This is a genomic window from Pelatocladus sp. BLCC-F211 (genome assembly GCF_041928655.1).
GTDB lineage: Bacteria > Cyanobacteriota > Cyanobacteriia > Cyanobacteriales > Nostocaceae > Pelatocladus.
Genome location: NZ_JBHFLM010000148.1, coordinates 45,024 through 71,147, shown reverse-complemented (window position 1 = coordinate 71,147; position 26,124 = coordinate 45,024). Strand labels below are relative to the sequence as shown.

At 39.5% G+C, this 26,124-nt stretch carries 20 protein-coding genes; 8 read left to right on the top strand and 12 right to left on the bottom strand.

The window, feature by feature from the left end; genetic code table 11:
• Positions 1-131: 131 nt before the first annotated feature.
• A complete protein-coding gene (locus ACE1AT_RS18670; RefSeq protein WP_009458972.1) occupies positions 132-248 on the bottom strand; it encodes a photosystem II reaction center protein I in 117 nt (38 codons plus the stop codon).
• A 476-nt stretch (positions 249-724) separates the two neighbouring features.
• Between ACE1AT_RS18670 and gcvT the strand changes: the two genes are divergently transcribed.
• The 3 genes from gcvT to gcvP all read left to right on the top strand — a co-directional run bounded on the left by gcvT (position 725) and on the right by gcvP (position 5,558).
• The gene (gene gcvT, locus ACE1AT_RS18665) at positions 725-1,861 is read left to right on the top strand and encodes a glycine cleavage system aminomethyltransferase GcvT (protein ID WP_374870974.1); all 1,137 of its coding nucleotides are present in this window, start codon (positions 725-727) and stop codon (positions 1,859-1,861) included.
• 161 nt (positions 1,862-2,022) lie between these two features.
• Positions 2,023-2,409, top strand: a complete 387-nt coding sequence (gene gcvH, locus ACE1AT_RS18660; RefSeq protein WP_374870972.1) for a glycine cleavage system protein GcvH — start codon at positions 2,023-2,025, stop codon at positions 2,407-2,409.
• Between the two features lie 260 nt (positions 2,410-2,669).
• Positions 2,670-5,558 carry an aminomethyl-transferring glycine dehydrogenase gene (gene gcvP / locus ACE1AT_RS18655; protein WP_374870970.1) on the top strand — a complete coding sequence of 963 codons (2,889 nt, stop codon included), beginning with the start codon at positions 2,670-2,672 and terminating at the stop codon, positions 5,556-5,558.
• A gap of 290 nt (positions 5,559-5,848) precedes the next feature.
• Here gcvP and ACE1AT_RS18650 read toward each other — a convergent pair whose 3' ends face one another.
• From ACE1AT_RS18650 to ACE1AT_RS18630, 5 genes are all read right to left on the bottom strand, one after another.
• Positions 5,849-6,535, bottom strand: a complete 687-nt coding sequence (locus ACE1AT_RS18650) for a hypothetical protein (RefSeq protein ID WP_374870969.1) — start codon at positions 6,533-6,535, stop codon at positions 5,849-5,851.
• Positions 6,536-6,956: 421 nt separating this feature from the next.
• Positions 6,957-7,829 (bottom strand): SDR family oxidoreductase, encoded by an 873-nt coding sequence (locus ACE1AT_RS18645; RefSeq protein WP_374870967.1) that lies wholly within the window; start codon positions 7,827-7,829, stop codon positions 6,957-6,959.
• Positions 7,830-7,873: 44 nt separating this feature from the next.
• Positions 7,874-8,434 (bottom strand): Uma2 family endonuclease, encoded by a 561-nt coding sequence (locus tag ACE1AT_RS18640; RefSeq protein ID WP_374870965.1) that lies wholly within the window; start codon positions 8,432-8,434, stop codon positions 7,874-7,876.
• A gap of 462 nt (positions 8,435-8,896) precedes the next feature.
• Positions 8,897-9,913, bottom strand: a complete 1,017-nt coding sequence (obgE, locus tag ACE1AT_RS18635) for a GTPase ObgE (protein ID WP_374870963.1) — start codon at positions 9,911-9,913, stop codon at positions 8,897-8,899.
• A gap of 221 nt (positions 9,914-10,134) precedes the next feature.
• The gene (locus ACE1AT_RS18630) at positions 10,135-10,827 is read right to left on the bottom strand and encodes a Mo-dependent nitrogenase C-terminal domain-containing protein (RefSeq protein ID WP_374870961.1); all 693 of its coding nucleotides are present in this window, start codon (positions 10,825-10,827) and stop codon (positions 10,135-10,137) included.
• 270 nt (positions 10,828-11,097) lie between these two features.
• Between ACE1AT_RS18630 and ACE1AT_RS18625 the strand changes: the two genes are divergently transcribed.
• The 4 genes from ACE1AT_RS18625 (at position 11,098) to ACE1AT_RS18610 (ending at position 17,794) form a co-directional block, all read left to right on the top strand.
• The gene (locus ACE1AT_RS18625) at positions 11,098-11,916 is read left to right on the top strand and encodes a class I SAM-dependent methyltransferase (RefSeq protein WP_374870959.1); all 819 of its coding nucleotides are present in this window, start codon (positions 11,098-11,100) and stop codon (positions 11,914-11,916) included.
• Positions 11,917-11,953: 37 nt separating this feature from the next.
• Entirely contained in the window at positions 11,954-13,063 is a 1,110-nt protein-coding gene (locus ACE1AT_RS18620; protein ID WP_374870957.1) for a glutamate--cysteine ligase, read from the top strand.
• Between the two features lie 271 nt (positions 13,064-13,334).
• A complete protein-coding gene (locus tag ACE1AT_RS18615) occupies positions 13,335-14,915 on the top strand; it encodes an AAA-like domain-containing protein (protein ID WP_374870955.1) in 1,581 nt (526 codons plus the stop codon).
• 29 nt (positions 14,916-14,944) lie between these two features.
• Complete coding sequence (locus ACE1AT_RS18610; protein WP_374870953.1) at positions 14,945-17,794, top strand: AAA-like domain-containing protein; 2,850 nt, start codon at positions 14,945-14,947, stop codon at positions 17,792-17,794.
• Positions 17,795-17,832: 38 nt separating this feature from the next.
• Here the strand turns inward: ACE1AT_RS18610 and sir are convergent, their stop codons facing one another.
• Positions 17,833-19,746, bottom strand: a complete 1,914-nt coding sequence (gene sir / locus ACE1AT_RS18605; RefSeq protein WP_374870951.1) for a sulfite reductase, ferredoxin dependent — start codon at positions 19,744-19,746, stop codon at positions 17,833-17,835.
• Between the two features lie 1,252 nt (positions 19,747-20,998).
• Here sir and ACE1AT_RS18600 point away from each other — a divergent pair.
• Positions 20,999-21,742, top strand: coding sequence for an SGNH/GDSL hydrolase family protein (locus tag ACE1AT_RS18600; RefSeq protein ID WP_374870949.1), 744 nt, complete (start codon positions 20,999-21,001; stop codon positions 21,740-21,742).
• Positions 21,743-21,916: 174 nt separating this feature from the next.
• Here ACE1AT_RS18600 and ACE1AT_RS18595 read toward each other — a convergent pair whose 3' ends face one another.
• From ACE1AT_RS18595 to psbP, 5 genes are all read right to left on the bottom strand, one after another.
• Positions 21,917-22,891 carry a transposase gene (locus ACE1AT_RS18595; RefSeq protein WP_374870947.1) on the bottom strand — a complete coding sequence of 325 codons (975 nt, stop codon included), beginning with the start codon at positions 22,889-22,891 and terminating at the stop codon, positions 21,917-21,919.
• Between the two features lie 25 nt (positions 22,892-22,916).
• Positions 22,917-23,843, bottom strand: coding sequence for a hypothetical protein (locus ACE1AT_RS18590; protein ID WP_374870945.1), 927 nt, complete (start codon positions 23,841-23,843; stop codon positions 22,917-22,919).
• Between the two features lie 133 nt (positions 23,844-23,976).
• Positions 23,977-24,633, bottom strand: a complete 657-nt coding sequence (locus tag ACE1AT_RS18585) for an Npun_F0813 family protein (RefSeq protein ID WP_374870943.1) — start codon at positions 24,631-24,633, stop codon at positions 23,977-23,979.
• Positions 24,634-24,747: 114 nt separating this feature from the next.
• Positions 24,748-25,341, bottom strand: coding sequence for a Maf family protein (locus ACE1AT_RS18580; protein WP_374870941.1), 594 nt, complete (start codon positions 25,339-25,341; stop codon positions 24,748-24,750).
• 175 nt (positions 25,342-25,516) lie between these two features.
• Entirely contained in the window at positions 25,517-26,059 is a 543-nt protein-coding gene (psbP, locus tag ACE1AT_RS18575; protein WP_374871009.1) for a photosystem II reaction center PsbP, read from the bottom strand.
• Positions 26,060-26,124 lie beyond the last annotated feature (65 nt).

Here is a 26,124-nt window from a genome sequence, read left to right as displayed (position 1 = left end):
AATTAAGAGCCGGAAGGACTAACCTAGCTTTTACCTTCCGACTTTCACTTTCTGTTTAACTTTTAGCAGGCTGCCTCAAAAGCGTCTAGTGTTTTTTACCTGACGGCAGTTATGGAAATTTAGTCTTAATCTTACTCGAAATCCCGACGACCAGGGTTACGAGCAGGGTCATTTGACAAAAATCCAAACACAAACAGAGTGATAAAGAAAGCAACAACTATATATACAACGATTTTTAAAGTCAGCATTGAGATATCTCCTTTGGGTATGAAAAGCTTTCCGTATCTGCCATACAGATTTAGATAGCTCCTTTATCTTACCCAAATCTCATCCCTTTTTTGGAGAACACTAGCATAAATTGAGGAGACGAACTCCGCAACAAAACTGAGTGTCAGGCGATATCGCCATGATTCGCTGACTTCATAGATGCGCCTTGCTAACCAGACGTTGATGCACAGCAGATGTTTCCAGCTTGAGATTTATTTATATCTTGCACTAGGTTTTTGCTTTCTCAAAAAAAGCGATCGCTTACTCATTTCCCTCTAATCAGCAAGCAAACAGGCGTATTGTTGACTCAAGCGATCGCCTTCTCATTTCCATAGAAGAACTAAGAAACTCTGTGAGAGGATGAGATTTTCACATGGCGTGAATGGATCGAGAAACGCCGTACCTGAATCAATCTCGTAGGATATATAAATGTTGACCTACGACAACAAAAATACCCGTGGCTAAACCAGAAGAAAACACCGTCTCCTTATCTCGAACCCCTCTATATATCCTCGCCCAAGAATTAAAAGCACGACTCACCAGCTTTGGCGGTTGGGAAATGCCAGTACAATTTAGTGGCATCACTACAGAACATCATGCTGTGAGAAATGCAGCAGGAATGTTCGACATTTCCCACATGGGTAAATTTACTTTACAAGGTAAAAATCTGATTAATCAACTGCAAACTTTAGTACCTTCAGACCTCAGTCGGCTACAATCAGGTCAAGCCCAATACACAGTATTGTTAAATCCCGAAGCTGGTATCATCGACGACATTATTTTTTACTACCAGGGAGAAAACTCTGCTGGCGAACAACAGGGAGTGATCATAGTCAATGCAGCCACAACCAACAAAGACAAAACATGGTTACTTCAGCATCTTGATACCACAGAAATCAAATTCCAAGACCTTTCACCAGAAAAAGTATTAATCGCCGTCCAAGGGCCAAAAGCAGTAGCATATCTTCAACCTTTGGTAAAAGCAGACTTAACTCCAGTCAAAGCCTTCGGTCATTTGGAAACAACAGTACTAGGTAAACCAGCTTTCCTTGCTCGCACAGGCTACACTGGAGAAGATGGATTTGAAATCATGATCGACCCAGAAGCAGGGATCGAATTATGGCAGAATTTACTTCAGGCTGGTGTCATTCCCTGTGGACTTGGTGCGAGGGACACCCTGCGACTAGAAGCAGCAATGGCACTTTACGGTCAAGATATTGATGATACCACCACGCCCTTAGAAGCAGGTTTAGGTTGGTTGGTACATCTTGATACCAAAGGAGATTTTATCGGGCGTCGCATTTTGGAACGGCAAAAAGCTGCGGGAGTGCAGCGTCGATTAGTAGGTTTGCAAATGCAAGGACGCAACATCGCCCGTCATGGCTACCAAGTACTATCAGCAGGAACAGTCATAGGAGAAGTGACAAGTGGTACACTATCACCTACACTTAATTATCCTATTGCCCTAGCTTACGTTCCCACCCAGCTAGCAACTGTTGGTCAGCAGCTAGATATAGAAATTCGTGGTAAAACATACCTAGCCGTAGTGGTTAAGAAACCTTTTTACCGTTCTCCAACTCGGCTAACAACCTAGCCATTGATAATTGGTAAGGGTTTCAATCGTATTTACGTTTCGTAACTTGTGTTCTGTTTATTAATGCCAACTGAACTTAATTGCTAATTGCTAATAATGTCTTTACTATTAGCCATTAGTTATTATTCTGTTCATTTTTTGTACGTGCAAAGGGAAGTGATATGTCTTTGGAATATCCACAAGATTTACGATACTTGGATACTCATGAATATGTGCGCTTAGAAGGCGAAATAGCCACAATTGGGATCAGCAGCTTTGCTGTAGATCAACTGGGTGATGTTGTATTTTTGGAATTGCCAGAAATTGGTGATGCTGTTACCAAGGGAGAAAAAATTGGCACCATTGAATCCGTAAAAGCCGTAGAAGACTTAAATTCACCAGTAACCGGCACTGTTATAGAACGTAACGAGGAAATGATCGAGTCTCCCGAACAGATAGCAGAAGACCCCTACGGTGAGGGATGGTTTATTAAAGTACGAGTGAATGACCCTGGTGAAATTGATGATGCACTCACAGCACAGGAATATAGTGCTGAGGTGGAGGGGTAGAGTTTTGTTAACACGGGGATGGGGGACGCGGAGATAGGAAGACGCGGAGATAGAAAGACGCGGTGACGCGGTGAGATGACTAAGAACTTTCCCCATGTCCCCACCTCCCCACCTCCCCGTGTCCCCACACTCCCTTTTCCCCGCGTCCTAATACAGTTAAAAGAAATTTGATGAAATTTAGGTGAACTGATACTTTAGATCCAACACCTTAAATATACTTATTGCAAAATATTAAATAGTAACGTCTGGAGAAGCTCTTTGTGGTAATACATGCTCCTCGTCCCCAGTCAGGTAATCAGCCAATTCTGGGCGAAAGCACTGAAAAATCAAGTGATTTTAAGCAAAGACATATTGGCCCTAATGCCGATGATATGCAGCAAATGCTCGATGTACTGGGGATGTCTTCTGTAGATGCCTTGATCAACCAAACAGTACCGCAGTCTATTCGGCTATCTCGTGCTTTAAATTTGCCAGAAGCACTGAGTGAGTATGCAGCAGTGGCAAAGTTAAAAGATATTGCTTTAAAAAACCAAATTTTCCGCTCATTCATTGGTACGGGATATTACGACACTATCACCCCGGCGGTGATCCAACGTAATATCCTGGAAAACCCTGGCTGGTACACTGCCTATACTCCTTATCAGCCAGAAATTGCCCAAGGGCGACTAGAAGCGCTGTTGAATTTCCAAACCATGATTATTGATCTCACGGGTTTGGAAATTGCTAACGCTTCATTATTAGATGAAGCAACAGCCGTAGCCGAAGCCATGACTATGAGCTACGGTATTTGCAAAAATAAAGCAAATGCCTTCTTTGTCTCTCAAGATTGTCATCCCCAAACGATTGATGTGTTGCAAACACGGGCGAGACCGTTGGGAATCAAAATTATTATAGGCAACCATCAATCTTTTGATTTCTCAGAATCGATTTTTGGGGCAGTTCTGCAATATCCTGCTAGCGATGGCACTGTTTACGACTACCGCGCTTTTATAGAGAAAGCCCATGCTGTGGGAGCATTGGTAACGGTAGCAGCAGATCCGTTAAGTCTGACACTATTGACACCTCCGGGTGAATTTGGTGCTGATATCGCAGTTGGTAGTACTCAGCGCTTCGGTATTCCTTTGGGTTACGGTGGACCCCACGCAGCATACTTTGCTACCAAAGAAGAGTATAAGCGGCAAGTACCAGGACGAATTGTCGGCGTCTCAAAAGACGTGCAAGGTAAGCCAGCATTACGTTTGACTTTGCAAACTCGCGAACAACACATCCGTAGAGAAAAAGCTACTAGTAATATTTGTACAGCACAGGTATTGTTAGCAGTGATGGCCAGTATGTATGCTGTCTATCATGGCCCCGCAGGACTGAAAAAAATTGCTGAAAATATCCACACCTTGACTGTCACCTTGGCTGCTGGATTAAAACACCTGGGCTACAAAATCAGTTCTGAAAGTTTCTTTGATACCATCCGTGTAGAACTGGTAACACGGAATTTAAAAGAAATTCTCGCAGATTGTGAAGCTCAGAAAATTAATCTACGGATTTTTGATGAAACTGCTGTAGGTATTTCGCTGGACGAAACCACCACAGTTGAAGATGTTCACAACCTATTAGAAATCTTCGCCCTTGGGAATGAGTTTACTCTCCCCACCTCAACCTCTAATCTCCCCCTTAAGCGCAAAAGCGCCTACCTCACCCACCCCATCTTCAACTCTTACCATTCAGAAACTGAGTTGTTGCGTTACCTGCACAAGCTGGAAACAAAAGACTTGTCGTTAACTACATCAATGATTCCTTTGGGGTCATGTACGATGAAATTAAATGCGACATCAGAAATGATTCCAGTCAGCTGGGCAGAATTTGCCAAAATTCATCCCTTTGCACCCCAATCACAAACTCAAGGTTATCAAATTCTTTTCCAGCAGTTGGAAGAATGGTTAGGTGAGATTACTGGGTTTGCGGGAATTTCTCTGCAACCAAATGCTGGTTCCCAAGGTGAATATGCAGGATTGCTGGTGATTCGTCAGTATCACGAAAGTCGTGGAGAAGCACATCGCAATGTTTGTTTAATTCCGACATCTGCTCACGGAACTAACCCCGCAAGTGCAGTAATGTGCGGAATGAAAGTGGTAGCTGTAGCTTGCGATCGCCAAGGTAATATTGATGTAGATGATCTCAAGGCAAAAGCCGAAAAACACAGCCATGAACTCGCCGCTTTGATGGTGACTTATCCTTCTACCCACGGCGTATTTGAAGAAGCAATTCAAGAAATTTGTGCTGTTGTTCATACCCACGGTGGACAAGTGTACATGGATGGGGCAAATATGAATGCTCAGGTGGGACTTTGTCGCCCTGGAGATATTGGGGCTGATGTTTGTCACTTGAACTTGCACAAAACTTTCTGTATTCCCCACGGTGGTGGTGGCCCTGGTATGGGACCGATTGGCGTAGCTAAACATCTAGTACCTTTTTTACCCAGCAACCCAGTGGTGACAATCGGAGGTGAACAAAGCATTGGCGCGGTTTCGGCTGCACCTTGGGGTAGCGCCAGCATCTTAGTAATTTCTTGGATGTACATCGCCATGATGGGTGCAGCTGGTTTGACTGATGCGACGAAAGTTGCGATTCTCAATGCCAACTACATCGCCAAACGTCTGGAAGCATACTATCCTATTTTGTATCAAGGCAAAAATGGGTATGTTGCCCATGAGTGTATTTTAGATTTGCGATCGCTCAAAAAATCTGCCAGCATCGAAATTGATGATATCGCTAAACGGTTGATGGACTACGGCTTCCACGCGCCTACTGTTTCTTGGCCTGTGGCTGGTACAATCATGGTCGAACCCACCGAAAGCGAATCTAAACAAGAGTTGGATCGGTTCTGCGAGGCGATGATTAGTATTCGTCACGAAGTTGCCGAAATTGAAGCAGGTAAGGCAGATTTGCAAGATAATGTCCTGAAAAATGCACCGCACACCACCGAAAGTCTAATTATCGGAGAATGGAATCATCCTTACTCCCGTGAACAGGCTGCTTACCCCGCACCTTGGACACGCGAACACAAATTCTGGCCTGCTGTTGGGCGTATTGATGCGGCTTTTGGGGACAGGAATTTTGTTTGTTCTTGTCTACCAATTGATGCTTATTCGTAGTCTAGTCTGATTCTCAAATTCCTCTCTGCTTGCGGAGAGGGATATATTATTTATGTAAAACGCAGATGCACACCGATAAATACAGATGACACACATGATTTATTGGTGTGCATTTATGTTTATTTATCTCCCAAAAATATGCAGTCATTAAAGCAACTAGCCAAGAAACGCGCTTTGGCTAGGACGCTTCTTAAAACGATAAGCAATAGATGTTGTTGTTGTGCCTTTTGAGAATTAGAAAGCCTACATTCGCCTCTTGCAGGAGTGCAGGAAACTAAGAAACTAAAAGTTCACTGTTGAGATGAACTACTATCAGGTGTTACATCTGTTTGATTTTGTCCATCTAGGGAAGGATTGGTTGTACTAGTAGCGCTTGGTGGAGTGGTGGGAGCTGTGGTAGGAGTTGTAGTAGAAGTGCTACCACTGGAATTAGATGGTGATGTAGGTGTAGTCTGTGTATTAGAAGGCTGTTGTGGTGGGACAGTAATGTTGATGTTGGGCGATGTGGTAGGTACTGGTGAGGTTCGTTGTTCGGGAACTGGAATCGGAACAGGAACTTCCCTAGTTCTTTCGATAATTGTGGTTTGTTGAGGTTCCGGCGTTAGAGTTGCATCAGGAGTGGGACTATAAGTTGGTGCTGTTGTTTGTGATGGTGTAGCTGTGTTATCTATTGCTGGGTCGGGTCGATTGAAGTACCAGATTGCACCAGCTGTTAATCCCGCTAAAGCAGCAATCAAAAAGCCTAACAACAATCCTTGCGATGCGTTATTGGTATCTCGTTGTGCAAGGTCTTCTTGATAGTTACGTTCAGATACTCGGCCTTGTACATAACCACTGCGGTAAGATTGGGAATCTACCCTATTGTTGTTAACAGTTTCAGTGGTTCGTGTAATGTTGGTATGAGTATCGCCATTACCATCAATATAACTATCTTGTCGAACTTCCCGATAGCTTTTATTGTTGTTTGGATTAGTCATAACTCTTGATGTAATTGTTATAAGAAAATAAGAAAATAAGAGAAAAGTAGATGCAAACAACTTTCAAGATTCACCAAGTTAAAGAATCTTTGCTGTTTTTGGCCTGAGTTATTTAAAAATTTGTTTTCAGTTGTTCTTAGAATAGCTTGGCTTTTTAGAGGTATGTTTCTATCTAAAGAAGGGAAATGGACTTTAACCAAAGGATGAATATATATCACCAGTAAATCTCATCTTTTTGGAATAGACGGCTTGAAAATGCGATAAATGAGCGATCGCACAGTTGTAAATATTCAAGCAGTCTGTTTTTCCCAAACTATACTCTGTGGAGTAAATTCATGTAGACGCAAAGCGGCTACCCGCAGGGTATTGTCCTACTGTAAAACTTAGAGTTTCGGCGATTGTGTGTGTAAGTCCGGTGGTATTATTTGCCGATTAATTCTGCTACTTCTGATTCTAAAGATAGGGGTTGATACCCTAATGCAAAAGCTTGAGAACTATCTAAAGAAACATCGCTGGGTCTGGGTGCAGACATTTTTACATCTTGTTGTAGACAGGCTTTTAATCCAGTAGTGGGTAATTGCAATATTTCTACTAATAAGCGTCCAAAATCATAGCGAGAAATTCTTTCTTTCCCACCTAAGTGAATTATCCCTTGCACTTTTTCTAATGCTAATAATAGCCCTTTTGCTGCGGTATTAGCACTAACTGGTGTACGAAATTCATCTGTAAATAATTTTAATTCTTTGCCTTCTTTAAGAGTTTGTATAAATGGCTGTATAAAGCTGGTAGCAGTGGGTGTTGCTGCACCAAACATTAATGGCATTCTACACACAGCAGTGAGGGGATAGCGTTCTAACATTCCCAATTCTGCCATCACTTTTTGTTCACCGTATTTATTTACAGGACATACGGGATCTGTTTCTCGATAAGGAGAATTTAAACCATCAAAAACAAGGTCAGTAGATGTAAATACGCAAGGAATATAATGATCTGCACACAAACCAGCAATGTTGTGAGAGACTATTACATTCGTTGCGTAAGTTTCTTCGGGATGATTTTGACAATAATTAGGTTGTGATTGTGCAGCTGTATGAATTACTGCGACGGGCTGAATTTCACTAAATATTTGTTGCAATTCCTGAAAGTCTGTTAAATTGACTTTCAGCATTTTGGTATGAGGAATTTCTATAGAGTTCGTCCAGAAAGTTCCATAGACTTCCCAGTTGAGATTTGCTAACTGGCAAACATGCCAACCTAAAAATCCACTAGCCCCAGTAACTAATAGTTTTTGCATTGATCACAATTTCACACCATTGAGGCAGAGGATAGCATAAAACCTTACATTTTTACATCCTCATAAATATCTGCGATCGCGATTTCTAAGTTTACAGAAGCTAATTTGAGATAATCTTCTGCTTGCAATTCTTCTACAAACCAATTGTTTTGCTTGTTTTTATGGTAGACTTCGACCTTGATTTTTGATTCGCAAACTAACACATACTCTTGCAAACTGTTTAATCGACGGTAATTCAGCAGCTTTTCGTTACGATGAATACGTTCCGTGGCTGAGGAAAAAACTTCGACTATTAAACAAGGTTGATGCTTGTAAAACTTTTCTCGGTCTTGAGGATTGCAAGTGACAGAGATATTTGGGTAATAAAATATGTCTAAATCATCAATCCTAATCTTCATCTCTGATGAATAAGTCCGATAATCTGTACCAAAAAAATGTGTACGTAATCGAGGCAATATATTGCTAGTGATCACTTTGCATTGATCACTGTCTTCTCGCATTGGATAGACTTGACCTGCTAGATATTCGTGACGGATTCGACTTTCTAGTTCAAATTGCAAATATTCGTCAACGCTGACATTCAAAAATTTGGTATGGGTATACATCCTCTATCACGCTGTGTAGATGGCTAGGTAAGCTTTCCAGAATTTTTTGAAATCAGCACCCTGGTTTGGTTGGAATATCTAAGTCAGTTGAGTAGTTATGATTTTGTAGATGCGATCGCAACTGTACTGACAAAGCCATACAGATGCTTTTATACGTGATTCAACTAACTTGATATTAAGCTAATATTATTTAGTTATATATCGGAAATTCTTATGGTGTAAATATAATTACACGAATGTAACAATTAGCTCATCAGATAAAAAGCTTATAAAAGACTGGTCTAGCAGGTTTTATCCTAAATTACTTACTAAAAATTAGTATATATTCAAACTTGCTACTTACAATTCACTTTTTAATTTTTACGGAAATTTATGCCATATTACGCTGTCCTCTTCCAGCTACATTAGTTTATTTTCTAAACAGAAGAGAACATATTTAAACCATTCATAACTTTTATTTAACTAACTTAATATTACTTCATTAACTTTCTCTAACAGTGACCAAATTTCCTGAAGCATCGGCTCTAATCCAGCACCAGTAACACCTGAAATTAAAAATACAGGGGCGCGGGAAAGATGATTAAGTTGTGTTGCTAATGCTTCTATGTCTACACTTTCCCTATCGACTGCATCGATTTTGTTGAGAGCTAAAATTTGGGGACGATCTGATAAACCTCTGCCGTAATCCTGCAATTCTTGTTCGATGATTTTATAGTCTGCGATCGCATCCTCACTAGTAGCATCAATTAAGTGCAACAGCACTCGCGTGCGTTCAATATGACGCAAGAAATCATGTCCTAACCCCGCTCCTTGGGAAGCACCTGTAATTAATCCTGGAATGTCCGCAAAAACTGTACCATCACCATTGGGTTTACGCACCACACCCAAATTTGGCACAAGAGTAGTGAAGGGATAATCAGCAATTTTGGGACGTGCTGCTGATAAAGTAGAGATTAAAGTGGATTTCCCCGCATTTGGTAAACCAATAATTCCTACTTCTGCTAAAAGTTTTAACTCTAAACGCAGCTGCTTTACTTCTCCTGCTAATCCTGGTAAAGCATACTCAGGGGCGCGGTTGCGGTTACTCAAAAAATACTGATTTCCCAATCCACCTTTACCGCCTTTAGCAACTAGCAAATCTTGCTCAGGTTCCACCAAGTCCCCGATAATTTCCTCTGTTTCGGCATCATAAACCACCGTACCACAGGGAACTTCAATAATCAGATCCTTACCATTTGCTCCGGTGCGATTATTTGGACCACCGCGAGAACCATGTTCTGCTTGAAAAAGATGGTTGTATCTGAAGTCAAGTAAAGTTTGCAAGTTTTCCACAGCGCGTAAAATCACCGAACCGCCCTTTCCCCCATTACCACCAGATGGACCACCTGCTGGTACATACTTTTCCCGGCGGAAAGCGACAATTCCATCGCCTCCCTTACCTGCTGCTACTTCAATTTTTGCCTGATCTATGAATTGCATAATTAGTTATTTGTCCTTGTCATTGGTCATTAGTCATTAGTCATTCGATTTTGGATTTTGGATGCGTGGATTTTCGATTGACTCCACAGAATTTTTTGCTTGCTCTGTACCATCAAAGAAGTATAGGTCATTAGTCAAAAGTCTTGTACTAATGACCAATGACCAATGACCAATGATCAATGACCAATGACTATTGTACAGACGCGAGGAACATCGCGTCTCTAAATATATTCCGAAATATCCTCACCACAATCATCTGCTAAATAGGAGAGGGCGCGGAAACGTAAGCTAACGAGTTGTTCATACAGGGGATTGAGTTTACATAAAGGTGGGATGTGTACTATTTTGTGTCCAAATAGCTTGATGTCACGTTCAAATGGACACTGGGAAGGAATCATTTTGCATAAGAAACGGGCGACTCTAGGATCTTGGATGTCTAGTCCGTCGAGCCAGTCGCGCACCGGGTATAATGCGTCAAGTTGTAGCTTTGTAGGTGCGAGAACTAAAGGAGTCTCTACCTGCTGTTCTATTGGCTCTGTGGGGTGAAATTCTAAGGTATGACGCAGAGCCTCTAGTAAGTCTTCTGGTTCTCCCAAAGCCTTGCACAACTGGTGCAGAAGGTAGTCTTCGCTTTTAGAATATGTACCATCAGCGATCGCCACCATCACAGCTGTACGTAAGAAATTTTCTGCTGCTGACGTACCGTGACCCAGAACAACGGCTAATTCCTCTGGTTCAATAACGTCCAAAGACTCCAATTTTGTCTCAGGAGCCAGTTCATCTTTGGTAATGCTGGCAATTAATTCTTGTTCTTGGTTATCAAAATCACCATCTGCCCAAGCAATAGTCAGTAATCCACGCAGCCATGCTGCTATTTGTTCACTACTGTAGGGAGATTGAACGGCACTTGTCATAAACTCACGCCTCTAGCTTTTCCCAAGTCCATACTAGTACAAGAAGGCAGGAGACAGTAGAGGCGGAGTGGCTTTTCAAGGTAAGCAAAACACAGAAGCTAGAAAGCTTACATGATAAGCTTTTCATTCTTTTTCAAAAGTACTTTTATTTACGCTTTGAAATTTTCCTATAGTTCACTGCTCTGTGTGTTCTGCCATGATTTTGTTGTGCTAGAATTATTGAGAATTTTTGTAATTAGTTTTATCTTATCAGCTACTTAAATAAGACTTATGGCTAAAACAAAAGTCAATCTAGGTGTTGTACAAGAAACATTGTTAATTACCCTATGGGCAAGAGCTAATGAAATAAATCAGTCTGATCCGATTATTGTAGACTCCAAATCAGTTGAGATTCTCCAAGCAGTTGATTATGATTTTGATAAATTTATTAATGCAAAAAATTCGCAAGCAGGAACTTGTTTACGAGGTATGATTCTCGACAACTGGATACGTAATTATCTAGAACAATACCCCCAAGGTACGGTTGTCGAGATTGGCGCTGGATTGAATACGCGCTTTGAACGAGTGGATAACGGACAAGTACGCTGGTTTGATTTAGATTTACCGGATGTCATGGAATTGCGGAAACAGTTTTTTCCAGAAACAGAACGTCGTCGGTTCATCACTGCTTCTTGTTTAGATACAAACTGGTTTGAGTGTGTAAAAGCTGTGAGTATGCAACCCTGCATATTTGTAGCAGAAGGTGTACTGATGTATCTCAATGAAAAGCAAGTACAGCAGCTTTTTACTAATCTTTTACAAGAATTCCCAGGTTCATGGTTTGCTTTTGATTCTATGTCTCCGTTGATAGTAAAAAATCAAAAGTACCACGATTCTCTTAAATACACATCAGCCAAGTTTGATTGGGGAATTTCTGATATTTATAAAATCAAAAATTGGGATAATCGCTATCAAATATTAGATATTTGTAGGTTTAGTGATTTGCCAAGTAAATATTTAAAGCGTTTTTCTCTCATTGAGCGCTTCTTGTTTTCGTATATACCATTTTTGGCAAATAGTTATCGTTTGGCTTTAGTTAAATTCGGTTAATTCCCAGAATATCAATCTTAAATCAAAGGTGTAAATAATGTTTTATTTTGGCATAGAGCATGAAGTTGCTTTCCTGAATTCTGAAGGACAATTTGCAGATTTTACCTGTACAAAATTTGCTGAATTTAATCACATCATTAAACAACTACCCACATACCCGAACGACTCCATGCAATTATGTATCGGAGACGCTGGTATTAGAAAAAAGCGGTGGTACATCGAAGGGTTTGAGAGATTTGCAGAAGATACTGAAAAACTTATAGATTGTATTCCCAAAGGTATTGAAATCAGAACTACAATAAATTCCGATATTAAAAGTACTATTCATGAATTATCGGAAAGTTTTGAATTGCTACGTCAAGTTGCTGCACAATTTGATTTATCGCCAATTTTAATTAGTTTTAATCCTTACAAAACTGTTTTTGAGCCTGAACCACCACTTAATAAATATGAACGTAGTATCTTACAGGCTAACCCTGATGAACAAACTGCTCATATTTTTATGGTCAGCTATGGACCAGATTTAAATTTATCATTCCCTGGTTTAGCTTATGAAAGTTTAATTGATGTTGCTAAGAAGCTAACTTACTACAGTCCCTATATTGTTCCTTTTAGTTTTAGTTCTCCTTTTTATAATGGTGATTTATGGGAAGGTTTATCGGTAAGGACATTTATCAGAACAGGTAAAAGAGCCGCAGCAATTGTATTTTTAGAAAAACCAGAACAATTAATTAAGTCTACACCTTCCCTGACAAAAATCGCACGCATTCCCGCAGAAGTTGGTCGCATAGAATTCAAATCATTTGATAGTTGTGATGACTTTTCTATTTATGCTGCATTGCTAGCATTATTAAAAGGTATAATTCTAGATACATCATTACCAGGAAGAGCAATAATTCCAGACGCTGAAAAACACCAAATCTCTGCAAAAGAAGGATTTAACAATCAAGAGATTTTCGCGATCGCATCCCAAGTTTTGCAAGCTGCGGAAGTTGCGCTGGGGAAAGATCCTGACGTGAATTTACTCACACCACTCAAAGACATGCTCAATCATAAACAAACAAGAGCGTCTGTGATGATCAGTGAGTTTAAGAAACTGGGTTCAATAGAACAAGTCTTGAAAAATAGTTACTCAGGACTAGTGTAAAAATCTAGTTTGTAGTGAGGACTTTAGTCCTCTCCCTTAAATAAAGGACTGAAGTCCTTACTACAAACAATATATACAGAAGGTAATAATTTCCGCGCTTTTCATCCGGAAAACAAATCAAGCAAGTTGAAGTATATCCACATCTTTGTGTTTTGATAAACACACATCAATAATAGCTATTTATACTCATAGTAAGATTACTGTTGACAATTAAATAATTTACTAACTTAGCGATGAGTATAAGTTATATACAGACGTGGAGCATTTTTGGATGAGGAGCAGCGATCGCAATAGTCAAATCAGAATTTTGTTTCTGACATCTGAACCTAATAATACGCCGAGACTGCGCGTACAAGAAGAATTAAGAGAAATTCAACAAAGATTGCTATCAAGTCTGGAACGAGAGAGATTTTCTTTACATTATGCTTTTTCTGCACGTCCAACAGATATAAGTCAAGCAATACTGAACTTTCAGCCTCAGATTGTACATTTTTCTGGTCACGGTGCGAGTACTGGTGAGCTTTGTTTTGAGAATGACTTGGGTAAAATGCAGCTTGTTGAACCCCAAATTTTAGCTGAATTGTTTAGTAATGTTGCAGATATTGTTGAATGTGTGCTTCTCAATGCTTGTTATTCAGACATCCAAGCAAGAGCAATTTCTGAACATATCCCTTTTGTAATTGGAACACAAAGAGCGATAGGTGATCGAGTTGCGATCGCTTTTGCGGTTGGTTTTTACACCGCATTGGGTGGAAACTGTTCCTATGAAGATGCTCATGAACTGGGTTGTACAGAGATTAACCTTGCAGGTTTTTCACCAGAGTTAATCCCTGTTCTGCGTAAAAGAATAGATCAATCTTCGACTGTGTTTTACTTAGAACGTCCCACCATTGAACAACAATGTTATGAATATATTACTCAGCCAGGTTCTCTCATCAGAATTAAAGCGCCTCAGTTTATGGGTAAAACAAGGCTGATGCATCGTATAGTTGATTATGCTAAAGGGAGAAGATATCAAACAGTAACTTTAGACTTTGAGCTTTTGATTGATGCAACAGCTTCTAATAATATTGAAAATTTCTTGCGTTCTTTCTGTGTTGCTGTCGGTGGAGAACTAGGATTATCTAATCAGCTAGATCAATATTGGAATCAAGGTAGTTATATTGATAATACTACAAACTACTTTCAAAAATACTTATTAACAAGTATAAATAATCCTTTGGTTTTAGCGCTTAATCATGTAGATTTAGTTTTTGAACAAGGTGCGATCGCTAATAATTTTTGTGCGATGCTACGAACTTGGCATAATAATGCAAAACGTGATGATGCAACAGGTAGAATTTGGAAAAGACTGCGTTTGATTATTGTCCATTCTACTGAATTTTACGCTTCACTAAATATTAATAATTCACCTCTAACTAATGTTGGACTAGTATTAGATTTACCAGAATTGAGTCAAGAACAAGTACAGCGTTTTGTACAAATAAGTGGATTAGATTTTACAGAAATACAAATCCAGGAATTATTTTCATTGCTAAATGGTCATCCCATGTTAGTACGAGTAGGCTGTGATTACATCAAACTTTATGATATTACCTTGCCGCAATTTTTAGCAATTGCGCCAACTTTACAAGGAGCATACAGGAGTCATCTAATTGAAAGATTAAATCTGCTCAATAATACTCCAGATTTGAGAGCAGCATATTATCAAGTTGTTAATACAGAATATCCAATTAAATTAGAAGCAAATATTACTAGATACTTACAATGCTTAGGTCTAGTGAAGCTAGAGGGAAATTTCAGTAAACCTTTTTGCGAATTATATCGAATATTTTTCCGTGAGCATCTTTAAGTGATAAATCATATTAAATAATTAACACTATGGCATATTATCAAGTTGGTGGTACTTTACAACCGAATAACCCTAGTTATATAGAAAGAACAGCAGACAGAGAACTATATGAACAACTCATAGCAGGTAACTTTTGCTATGTATTCAACTCGCGACAAATGGGGAAATCTAGCTTACAATTGCGAGTTAAACAAAGATTAGAAAGTGAAAACTATAAATGTGTTTTAATTGATCTAAGTGGGATAGGTAATACAGGAGTGACTCCGCAGCAATGGTATTATTCTTTGATGCAAAGATTAGCAGATGAATTGCATTTACAGCCAGAAAATTTATCACATTTTTGGCAGGAATATAAAGACTTACCACCATTAATGAAACTCAGCTATTTCTTTGAAAAGTTATTGTTTAAAACTATTACCGAAAATATTGTTATTTTTATTGATGAAATTGATAGTGTCCTCAGTTTAGAATTCCCCGCAGATGATTTTTTTATCTTCATACGTTACTGCTATAATCAACGAACTAGTAAACCAGAATATCAACGCCTAACTTTTGTATTACTTGGCGTCGCTACTCCTGCTAAGTTAATTCAAGATACAGAACGTACACCATTTAATATTGGTCATGCTATTCAATTAACTCCTTTTTCCTTAGAAGATGCAAAACAATTTAAGGAAGGATTAACAAGTAAAGTCAATAATCCTATAGTTAGTGAAAATATCATTAAAGAAGTATGGAAATGGACAGGAGGACAACCTTTTCTCACTCAAAAACTCTGTCAGATAATTGTGGATAGCAGAGATGAAGTACCAGTTGATTCAAAAGATTTAAGTGTATGGACAGATAAACTTGTTTATGACAAGATCATCACCAATTGGGAAGAAAAAGATAATCCTCAACATTTTAGTAAAATTCGTGACAGAATTCGTAATCATGAAGAATCGATTGTCAGAATATTAAAGCTTTATTTGGAAATCTTAAATAACAATAATGTCAATACAGATGAAAGTATAGAACAGACTGAATTAAGATTATCAGGATTGGTTTTAGCACAAGATGGCAAATTAAAGGTTTATAACCGACTTTATCAGAAAATATTTAACTCAGAATGGGTTGCAGAGATGCTAGCTGATAAGCGACCCTATGAAGAAGAATTATTAGGTTGGAAATCTTCTAAACAAGATAAAGATAAATTAGCATGGCTCTTACATGGAGAAAAATTAAAAGAGGCAATGCTATGGAGTGTTGATAAAATATTGACAATAGAAGATTACCAGTTTTTAAATGCTAGTCAAGAATCAGAAATAGTCAAACAAGAATCAGAGATAGCAGATAAAAAATCAGAGATCAAAAAACATAAACGTTTTCAACTTATATTTGCAGGAATAGCAACAATTGCAAGTGTTGCGACTTTTGCGATAGGTTTTCAGTTAAAAGAAAAAATTCAATGCATATATACTCCTTATATTTGTGAACCAACATTATTTAGTGAAGGACAACGTTCTTTCCTTCTTGGTAATGGTAATTATGATTTAAAACTTGGTGTTAAGGAATTTACAAAAGGTTTAGAATCAAAGCAAGACTCAGAAAAAAAAGACGCTTATCAAAAAGCAGTTGATTTCTTCAGAAAAGCAAAAGACACTGACAAAGCTGATCCAGAAGCAGAAATTTACTACAACAATGCACTAGCACAACAAAGTGGTAATTATGTGACATTAGCAGTTGCCGTACCTATAAATGATATCAGCGCTAGAAAAGATTTAGCTAGAGAAACATTAAGGGGTGTAGCACTTGCACAATCTGAATTTAATGAAAAAAACAAAAAATTCCGTAAACCATTACTCAACATAGTCATCGCAGATGATTATGGTGATGAAGAATATGCAAAAAAAGTTGCTCAAAATTTGATTAAAGACAACAGAGTTTTAGGTGTAATTGGACATGGTCCGAGTTCCGTTAGTTATGCTGCTGTAGGTGATTATGATGCTGCTGGTTTAGCAATGGTATCTCCGATTAGCACCAGCACACTATTAAGCTGGAAAGAATTTAAATATAAAAACAATGTTTTCTATAGAACAGTTCCTTCCGATAAAGAAATTGGAGAAAGATTAGCTAAATATACCATAAAACAAAACCTGAAAAGAATTGTAGTTTATTATAAAAAAGATGATGTTTCGAGCGAAAGTATAACAGGACAATTTAAAAAATTCTTTGAAGATAAACAAGCAGGTAGAAGTGTAATTCTAACTAGAGATATAGCCAGTTCAGGTTTACAAACATCTTATGAAGCTTTTCAAGTTTTCCAAAATAAAGCGGATGGAGTTGTGTTTTTACCAAGTCTTGATCTAGTTTCTAGAATAGTAGAAATCTCTCATGAATTAAAAGAAAATAAAGAAAATCTAGATCGAAATTTGCAGTTACTAGCAGCAAGTTCACTATATAGTACAGAAATTATCAGACAAGGTAAAGATGATATTGAAGGCTTAGTCATGACAATTCCCTGGTTTAGTGGAGAACCCAACGCTAAAGATTTTGCAAATAAGGCTTGTACAATACCGGAAGTCAGGGTTAGTTCACGAACTGCTGGTAGTTATGATGCTACCAAAGCTTTTCTTCAAGTTATTTCTCAGTTGATTTCCCAGTCTAAAAATCCAACTCGACAAGGTGTGTTAGATAATCTCAAATCTGTTAATCTTCCAGCGACAGAAACTTCAGGATATCCACTGCAATTTCAAAATGGTGAACGAAGTCAACAAAGTGCTGTGCTTGCGAAAGTAGTTAGAAATAATAATCAATTCAAACAGAAAATTGAGAGCGATCGCAAATACCCATGTAAGAGTTTTGAGGAAAGTGGATTTCATTTGGAACTGGTAGAGTAAAAATAACCCCGACTTTTTAGAAAAATCGGGGTTCTGTATCACTCTGTTTTCAAGTAAAGCTTTAATGCTTCATCCACCACATCCGTCATTGACTTTCCTTGACTGTCAGCAGTTTTCTTCAGCACAGCATAAACATCATCGCGAACGGTAATCCGATGACGTCCTACACTCGCAGCTTTGGCAAGTTTTGATTTGTAAGAGTCGGTAAACTTCCGAATTGCATCAAACCCGACGCGATCGCAAAAGTTTCCAAAGCTTTCACCTTTTTTACGTGACTTCTTAAAGTACACAAAAATTGGCTCTAGGAAAGTTTCAATATCATTATGATGCAATTTCTCGGTGTAAGCCTTTGCGAGTCTGGTTTGATCTGGCGAACCACCCAACCAGACTTGATAACTTTCGGGAGCGCTACCCACAAACCCAAGTTCCGCCATATACGGACGAGCGCAACCATTAGGACATCCAGTCATCCTTACCACAAAATGTTCATTTGGTAAACCCACTTTCGTTAACAAAGCGCGAATCCGCTCTAAAATTCCTGGAATCGCCCGCTCTGATTCGGTAATTGCTAAACCGCAAGTAGGTAATGCAGGACAAGCCATTGAGTAACGGAAAATCTGGTCGATGCTGTCAACATTGGTGATAACACCATGACGATTGAGAATATCTTCAACAGCTTGCTTGTTCTCAGATGCAATATCGTAGAGAATCACATTTTGGTGGGGAGTCAAGCGGATCGGTAAGTTGTACTGCTCGACTACTTCCCGTAAGGCGGTTTTGAGTTGGAAGTCACCTTCATCTTTGATTCGCCCATTGTCGATAGAAATACCCAAGAACAGCTTACCATCACCTTGTTCATGCCAACCGAGGAAATCTTCATATTTCCACTCTGGCAGAGTTTGGAAGGGTTCTAGCGGTTTCCCAAAATATTCTTCCACCATTGCCCGGAATTTATCAACGCCCCAATCGTGGATTAAATATTTTAATCTAGCGTGACGGCGGTCTGTGCGATCGCCATAATCTCTTTGAGTCGCAACAATGGCTTTCACCATATCGTAAACATCTGCTTTCGCCACATAGCAAATCTCATCTGCAACTCTGGCGAAAGTTTCTTCTTTGTTGTGTGTACGTCCTAAACCACCACCAGCAAAGATGTTAAATCCTGCTAATTCTCCCTGAGCGTCAGTAATTACCACTAAGGTGAGGTCTTGGCTATACAAATCTATTGAATTATCTCCTGGAACCGTGACGCAAACTTTGAATTTGCGCGGCATGTAGTGAGTACCATAAATAGGTTCTTCTTTGTCGTGAAAAATAGTACCAGTGCCATTACTTTCTCTTGCAGCTTTGACTTCTGGGTTTTCTTCACCACTAATGGCTTTTTCGCCATCTAACCAAATTTCGTAATAAGCACCGGTTTGTGGTGTCAGTAACTCAGCCACATTCTCGGCATATTCCCAAGCGTACTGATATTCTGCTTTATTTTTAAAAGGTGTGGGGGGAGCCATGACATTACGGTTGACATCACCACAAGCTCCCAAAGTCGAACCCATGTTTGTCACAATCGTGGCGATCGCGCTTTTGAGATTTTTCTTTAAAATCCCGTGTAATTGAAATCCTTGCCGAGTGGTAGCACGCAAAGTATGATTGCCATACTCATCAGCTAGTTTATCCAGAGTCAGGTATAACTGCGGCGGTACAAAACCACCAGGATTTCTTGTCCGCAGCATGAACTGATAATCTTTTTCCTGTCCTTTAGCCCGATTATCTCGGTTATCTTGCTGATAAGAGCCGTGAAACTTGAGGATTTGTACTGCATCTTCGCTAAAATGCGTTGTATCCTGAAGAATTTCTGTGGCGACTGGTTCACGCAAACAATTACTGCGTTCTTTGATTGCTTCTACTTTAGAAGGCTTACGGCTGGTGATGGGAAGAGGAGCGGATTTAACCATTGCAAATTGTATAATATTCTCAAGAAGTCATCGATAAACGCCGAAGCGTGAATTTAGAAGCACCCATTCGGCTAATTTTTCCCGGTAATCCGGTCGGGGATAAGAAGAATAGTTTAATTTTAACACGATAAAAAACTGGGTTTTTCAGTATATGTAATACCTAGCAAACCCAGCAATCTTACTTAATAAATTATCAGTTATTTGTTACGTTATCCAAAAATTTTTTTGCTAACCAAACAAGCAAGCTACTTAAACCGATAGCCAATACCACCGTTCAGACTTATAGCAGAAGCAGAGCTATTTTCATAAGCATTAATTCCTAAAGGAGTACTACCAAGCTTCATGCGACCAGCAACATTCCCACCCAATGTTGCAGAATCATTACTTTGTTCACCATTGGTAACACCAGAAGCAAGACCAGCATCGACGTAGTTTGCATCTGTACCTTTCTTAGTAGGAATAGGTTGAGCAGAAGCAGCATCAATAAGATCGAAAAAAAAGAAGATAAAGCAGACAATGTCAAAAAAACTTGAAAAAACGTTGCATAATTTTGACCAAATTTTGTAGGAATTGCTTTTATATACAATGTCGAAAAAAATTTATAACATAGACAGTTTTTATGATGGCATAATCCAGAGTTAAACCAGGAACAATTTTAGTAATTAACCTCGTCCATCTTGAAAAGAGGAGTTTTTCAAAAAGGACATTATTTAGGTTGGGTGGAACGGAGTGTAACCCAACATTAACCAAACTATAATATTGGGTTTCGCTGTCGCTACACCCAACCTACAAAACTACAGTTCTCAAAGTAGACGTGGTTTATTCGCCCTCATGTAGCAATGCTAAATGAGTTGTTGAGAGATCCAGTCCCCGACTTATAACCTCCGGTAAGCCATCTTATGGGTATCTACAAGAAGTCGGGTATCTTGTTGTTCACAATTTTAGGAATGCTGTTCAAGATAGCTGACTAGAGGCGAAAAAACGAATTTATAAACATGTAATAGCTAGCATACAAATATGAATTAACCATTGATAGGTTATGCCCATCATAATGATTATTTATAATACTGTTATATTTAAATTAATGAATAACTAGGTTGCATTTTTTGAAAAAAACATATTCTGTAAAGGCATGTTGTTGCATGTTTTTACAGCAATTAGGAGAGTTTTATCATCAATTTTTAGCTCCTAATAATCTTAGCAACCGCGACCAATCAAGTTAACTGCATATCTTTATTTAAGAGGTAGTAATATGCGTCGTTGGTGGTTGATAATTTTAAGCATTATAGTTATGTTTGTGACTTTAGAAGTCACAGGTAAAAGTACTTTCAATGCAACAGCGTTCGGTACAAACAAAAGTAACAAACCACGTTTAATTGTACAAAACTCTAGTTCTATACGAATTATGCCTCTTGGGGACTCAATTACTGGAGGAGAGGGAGGTCAAAACAGCTACCGTCGCTTACTTTGGTTTTATTTACTCAATGGAGGTTACAATGTTGATTTTGTTGGCTCACTCCGAGTTAATTGTGGCAGAACTCCTCCTCAGCCAGATTTTGACTTAGATAATGAGGGTCATTGTGGTTGGCGAGCTGATCAGATACTAGCTCAGATTGACCAATGGGCAAGCAGCACTCGACCAAATATAGTGCTGATTCATTTGGGTACTAATGATTTAGGAAGTGGAGAAAGCCCAGAGAGTACCATCGAGGACATACGTGGGATTATTCAAAAGCTCCGATACTATAATCCCTATGTAAAGATACTGCTGGCTCAAATTATTACAACCTGTGGTAGTGAGGAGCGTAAAATATCATTTAATTCGCTGATTCCCAACCTTGCTAACCAAACCAGTACATATCAATCACCTGTGATCGTCGTAGATCAGTATAATGGTTTCAATGTGTCTGATACTATCGATGGATGTCACCCGAATAATACTGGCGAAGGAAAATTAGCATCTCGTTGGTTTGAAGCTCTTAAGAAGGTATTTTAGTCAAATTATTGACCGATACTTCTTTGATGGTAAAATCTCCCAGAAAAATCTGTGGAGCCAATCAAAATCCAAAATCCAAAATCCAAAATCCAAAATCCAAAATCGAATGGCTCTCCCCACGCCTAAAGGCGGGGGATAATTGAAAAGTCCAGGAACGAACCGCCAACAATAACACTAAACCGAAGACAAAGAATAAACCTGACCATCAATTAATAGCCGAGTAATACCTTTGGCTTGGAGGTGGTAACGAGCCTTGTGCAACATTCTGCTATCAGGAATTTTGACTACGCGATCGCGTTTGGTAGAAAAGCGTTTTGCAACTCGGTGATTATCAAACACCGGCAAAGTTCTTTCTTGAGTCTCTAGATTAGAGATATAGCCCAAATCGCCAAACTCTCGCAATGGTCTGGTAATCAATTCTGAGGAACGATCAATCACTAAATAGCAAGTTCTGGGTAAACTAGCGGCTGAGAAGGGTAAGACTCGTACAAAACTGTCACCAGTTCTAGTTCTGGTCACTAGACGTGGTCGTTCTCGATATTCTTCTTCCTCCTCTTCCTCGAAGTCTTCATCATCGAAGTCTTCTTCTTCGAGCTCCTCATCTAAATCTTCTAATTCTTCCGACTCGTCTAGCAATTCTTCACCCAGCATATGAGCGATCGCTTGAGAATCCGTATGTACATCCTCTATTAACGGACTAGGAATATTGGTGATTTCTTGAGCTTTGGGTTCTAAAAGTTCTAATTGCTTGATGACTGGTCGTTTAGTCTCGTGGGGTGCAGAAGAACGCCGCTTGACTCGTCTGCTATTAGAGGTTGAATCAGTCGAATCAGTTGCAACAACAGGAGTAGGTTGGTCCTCTTGGGGTGGACTTACCTTCTCTTGCGGTTGCTCTAAAACTTCCGGTTCTACCTGCACAAAAGACGGTAGGTGATCATAACTGACCTGTGCTTTTCCTTCTGGAGTTCTAGCAGCACGCTTTAACGAAACAAGGTATTCGTACTCATCTTCTGGTAAGGTACTTTTGAGTAAACGACTAATTGTCGAGTTACTTACGTCATAGCGTTCTGCCAAAGTAGAGGTTGTTTCAGCAGTTTGACGGTATAATTGTAAGATTTCTTGTTTATCAGATTCTGTTAGTTTTCTCACGGCGGGACACCAAACAAACAATTTTCTAACTACGTTTTCTGTTCCGTTCTCGACGGGAACGGCTTAGTGATGCGTCATATTCCAAGACAGCACCCATACCAAATAAAATTCCACTCCAGACCCAAAACACTTCCAGTATCTCTCCACTTTGATAATTGGGAATCGAATTTGTGGCGTATTTATACCACATATCTGCAATGTAGAGCGAAAATGCCGCAGCTGCAATCATACGCCAAGAAAGAGAAACTCGTCCGCCCCAAAAAGCTAGCAGTAGAGTAGTAGCGATAATTAACAGCAATACGTCGCTGATCACGTAAAACCAATTTAAAACAGAAGCAACAACTTCTAACCCAGGAGAATATTGGGCTTGGACTGCTGCGGTCTGTGGTTGATTGGAAATTAGCCATGCCAACGCACTGCCAAAGGCTCCTATTGCCAATACTATTATCCACTGCGAAGTTTCCAAATTCAGTCGCCTAGAAGCCACTGCTAAAATTATACCTACGCCCAGCAACAGATATGTGATTACGAAAAATACATCACCTAATGATGGGAAAGGTTCTTCTTTTAAGACGATTTCCGTATATCCAAAAAATATCCCTCCCAGGAAATAAGAAAGCATACCAATACCAATTGCCAGCCAGACGTTGCGATCGCTCATAATTTGCTGACTGCGCCAATTCCTTAGACATAAAATACTAGCAGATAGATAAGCTGTTGCCTCAAAAATATTCGTCCCCAAAACGTACCAATCAGCACGTCTTAAGCAAGTTGCTGCTTCTTGGGCTTTTGCACTCAGTTTTGCTACACAGTCTACTCCGGTCGGAACCTTGGCACTAAACATTAAAAAGTACAATAGTGCCAGCACACCCCAACCTATGCTAGCCAAAATAATATTCTGAGTGGTGAATAAAGATTTAGAACGTTGAGACTTGTCGTAAATGCTACTCATGATTTTTGACCGTGACAGGAATATCCTCAATGTTGTTTGAGTGTTCAATCGTGGAAAAGAATATATAACAAGCTTTTTGCCAATTTATATGTTCAATTATCCAGGATTCAACGTCAACAAACACTGATATACACTAATGCCACAGTTTACTCAGTGGAGACTGATTTAGCCAACTGATGAATAGCGATCGCTCTCCTTCCGGCATATCTTGTAATTTATCAGCTACAGAATGAGCAAAGTTAGTATTGCCAAAATAGGCTTTTCCTAATCGATGCAATTCTTGCAATAAATTGATGACATGATTTTCTTGCCAGTTAGGAACTGGAGTAGTTAGCGGGTCTAGTTCTAGTAAGTATTTGACTCCTTCAGGCGAAGACACTTGAGGAAACTGCCCCTTTTGCAAAGTCTCAACCATTTCTTTCTCAAATAAGGCAGCTTGTCTATTACCCAAAAAGTCTTCAATGTCCATGTACACAGCTTGCAACAGCAAAATACTAGCTTGAGTAAAAACACCGATATTACTATGATTACCCGTGTCACTACCGAGTTGATCTAGACGAATTTTGCCCCAAATACTAAAACGTTCCGGTTCTTCTAGCAAAACACAAGCTTTACCTTTGTTATCGGTTAAATCTCTCCACAAAGATTTTGCTTCTTCTTCTTGGCTAGCTTTAAATACACTGATTAATCTAAAGGTCTGCCCCTGATAATTGAGAATCGGTACTTGCTGATCCCGTTTTGGGTGGTCAATTGTCGATATTTCAACATCCTGCCTTTTAAGAATAAACATGACACTAGCAGATAACTCCTCACAGGGGCATTCTTATTAATATGGCAGATATCATAACCTTATTAATTGGTGGTTGATTGTTGATTGTTGATTTTTCTCAATAACAACCAATTCCTAATTCCAAAAATCTGCCACATCATACCCCAATTCCTCTAGCATTCGCCGCAACAGGGGTAAACTCAGCCCAATCACATTACTGTGACAGCCTTCTATTTTTTCCACAAATAAACCACCACGACCTTCGAGGGCAAAAGCACCAGCACACTTAAGGGGTTCACCTGTGGCTATGTAGGCGTCAATAGTGCGATCGCTAATCTGGGCAAAATAAACTCTTGTTACTTGATGCTTGACTAAATTGCGATTGCGTGATTTATCAATCAAAGTATGACCAGTATATAAATCACCAAAACTTCCCTGCATCATCCGCCAACGTTGGCGGGCTTCATCAGGATCTGCTGGTTTTCCGTGAATCTCACCATGAACAGCTAAAACCGAATCACAACCCATGACTAAAGCAGATTCAAACTGAGGACTTACAGTTTCCGCTTTTCGTTGCGACAAAATTTGCACTAACTGCGCCGGATCACTGATTTTCACTTGCGACTCATCAAAATCACTCGGACAAACTATCGGTTCAATACCAACAGTTTGTAACAAGCGGCGCCGCGCCGCAGAAGCAGATGCAAGTACAAAGTTTGGAATACCCATAGTTTAGAATTGGGGATCGTCGGGGAACAGGGATCGGGGACAAGGGAAGGGGGACGCACCGGACGCGGGAACAAGGGAGACAAAACAATTCAAAATACCCTACGGGAAGGCTTGCGCCTACAAAATTAAGAATTTTTTCCCCGATCCCCGATCCCCGATCCCTAATGACCCTTGACTAATATACAGAAAAAGAATCAACAGATTCTTCTATGGCCCCTTTGACTTTGCGCCAGCGTTTTTCTGGCACTGAGGCATTTAATGTAAAAAGCTTACCTCGGCTGGTGGCAACACTGGCGAGGTTATGTCGTTGTTGCTTATTAGGGAGCGTAATTAAATATTCTAATTTGTAATATGTTTTACCATTAGATTCGACTTGCTCTGCATTGACTAATTCCGCTGTACGTCCTGAACCATCAGGAGCAAGAGCATTTTTGGCTAGCCTATATCCTACTTCACCCGGCGTCCCTAATTCTGGTAAGCTCTTACCTTCTGGTACTGGACTGATGACTACAGAAACATTTTCACTAAATTCTATCAAATCGTGGAAGACCACATCCGGGCCGTCATTAACTCTAACTTGCACCCAGCCGTTAGGATATAAAAATTGATAGCCATCACTAGTGTCTACAAAACTTCTGAGTGCGGCAAACGCTGTACCGTAGTTAGTAAGGCTAAAGCTCAACACTAGTAACAAAATTACTGCAATTCGTTTCCACATTTGTTTCAATTCCTCTGGGCTGGAAGCAATACAAGGCAAGTGTGATTTGTCGTTTTTCATTCTCC

Coding starts and splice junctions, on each gene's coding strand:
- ACE1AT_RS18580 (WP_374870941.1), bottom strand. CDS start 25,341: ATGGGTATTCCAAACTTTGTACTTGCATCTGCTTCTGCGGCGCGGCGC.
- ACE1AT_RS18670 (WP_009458972.1), bottom strand. CDS start 248: ATGCTGACTTTAAAAATCGTTGTATATATAGTTGTTGCTTTCTTTATC.
- ACE1AT_RS18630 (WP_374870961.1), bottom strand. CDS start 10,827: ATGACAAGTGCCGTTCAATCTCCCTACAGTAGTGAACAAATAGCAGCA.
- sir (WP_374870951.1), bottom strand. CDS start 19,746: ATGGTTAAATCCGCTCCTCTTCCCATCACCAGCCGTAAGCCTTCTAAA.
- ACE1AT_RS18585 (WP_374870943.1), bottom strand. CDS start 24,633: ATGTTTATTCTTAAAAGGCAGGATGTTGAAATATCGACAATTGACCAC.
- ACE1AT_RS18600 (WP_374870949.1), top strand. CDS start 20,999: ATGCGTCGTTGGTGGTTGATAATTTTAAGCATTATAGTTATGTTTGTG.
- ACE1AT_RS18620 (WP_374870957.1), top strand. CDS start 11,954: ATGTTTTATTTTGGCATAGAGCATGAAGTTGCTTTCCTGAATTCTGAA.
- obgE (WP_374870963.1), bottom strand. CDS start 9,913: ATGCAATTCATAGATCAGGCAAAAATTGAAGTAGCAGCAGGTAAGGGA.
- ACE1AT_RS18625 (WP_374870959.1), top strand. CDS start 11,098: ATGGCTAAAACAAAAGTCAATCTAGGTGTTGTACAAGAAACATTGTTA.
- ACE1AT_RS18610 (WP_374870953.1), top strand. CDS start 14,945: ATGGCATATTATCAAGTTGGTGGTACTTTACAACCGAATAACCCTAGT.
- ACE1AT_RS18615 (WP_374870955.1), top strand. CDS start 13,335: ATGAGGAGCAGCGATCGCAATAGTCAAATCAGAATTTTGTTTCTGACA.
- ACE1AT_RS18590 (WP_374870945.1), bottom strand. CDS start 23,843: ATGAGTAGCATTTACGACAAGTCTCAACGTTCTAAATCTTTATTCACC.
- gcvH (WP_374870972.1), top strand. CDS start 2,023: ATGTCTTTGGAATATCCACAAGATTTACGATACTTGGATACTCATGAA.
- psbP (WP_374871009.1), bottom strand. CDS start 26,059: ATGTGGAAACGAATTGCAGTAATTTTGTTACTAGTGTTGAGCTTTAGC.
- ACE1AT_RS18640 (WP_374870965.1), bottom strand. CDS start 8,434: ATGTATACCCATACCAAATTTTTGAATGTCAGCGTTGACGAATATTTG.
- ACE1AT_RS18645 (WP_374870967.1), bottom strand. CDS start 7,829: ATGCAAAAACTATTAGTTACTGGGGCTAGTGGATTTTTAGGTTGGCAT.
- ACE1AT_RS18650 (WP_374870969.1), bottom strand. CDS start 6,535: ATGACTAATCCAAACAACAATAAAAGCTATCGGGAAGTTCGACAAGAT.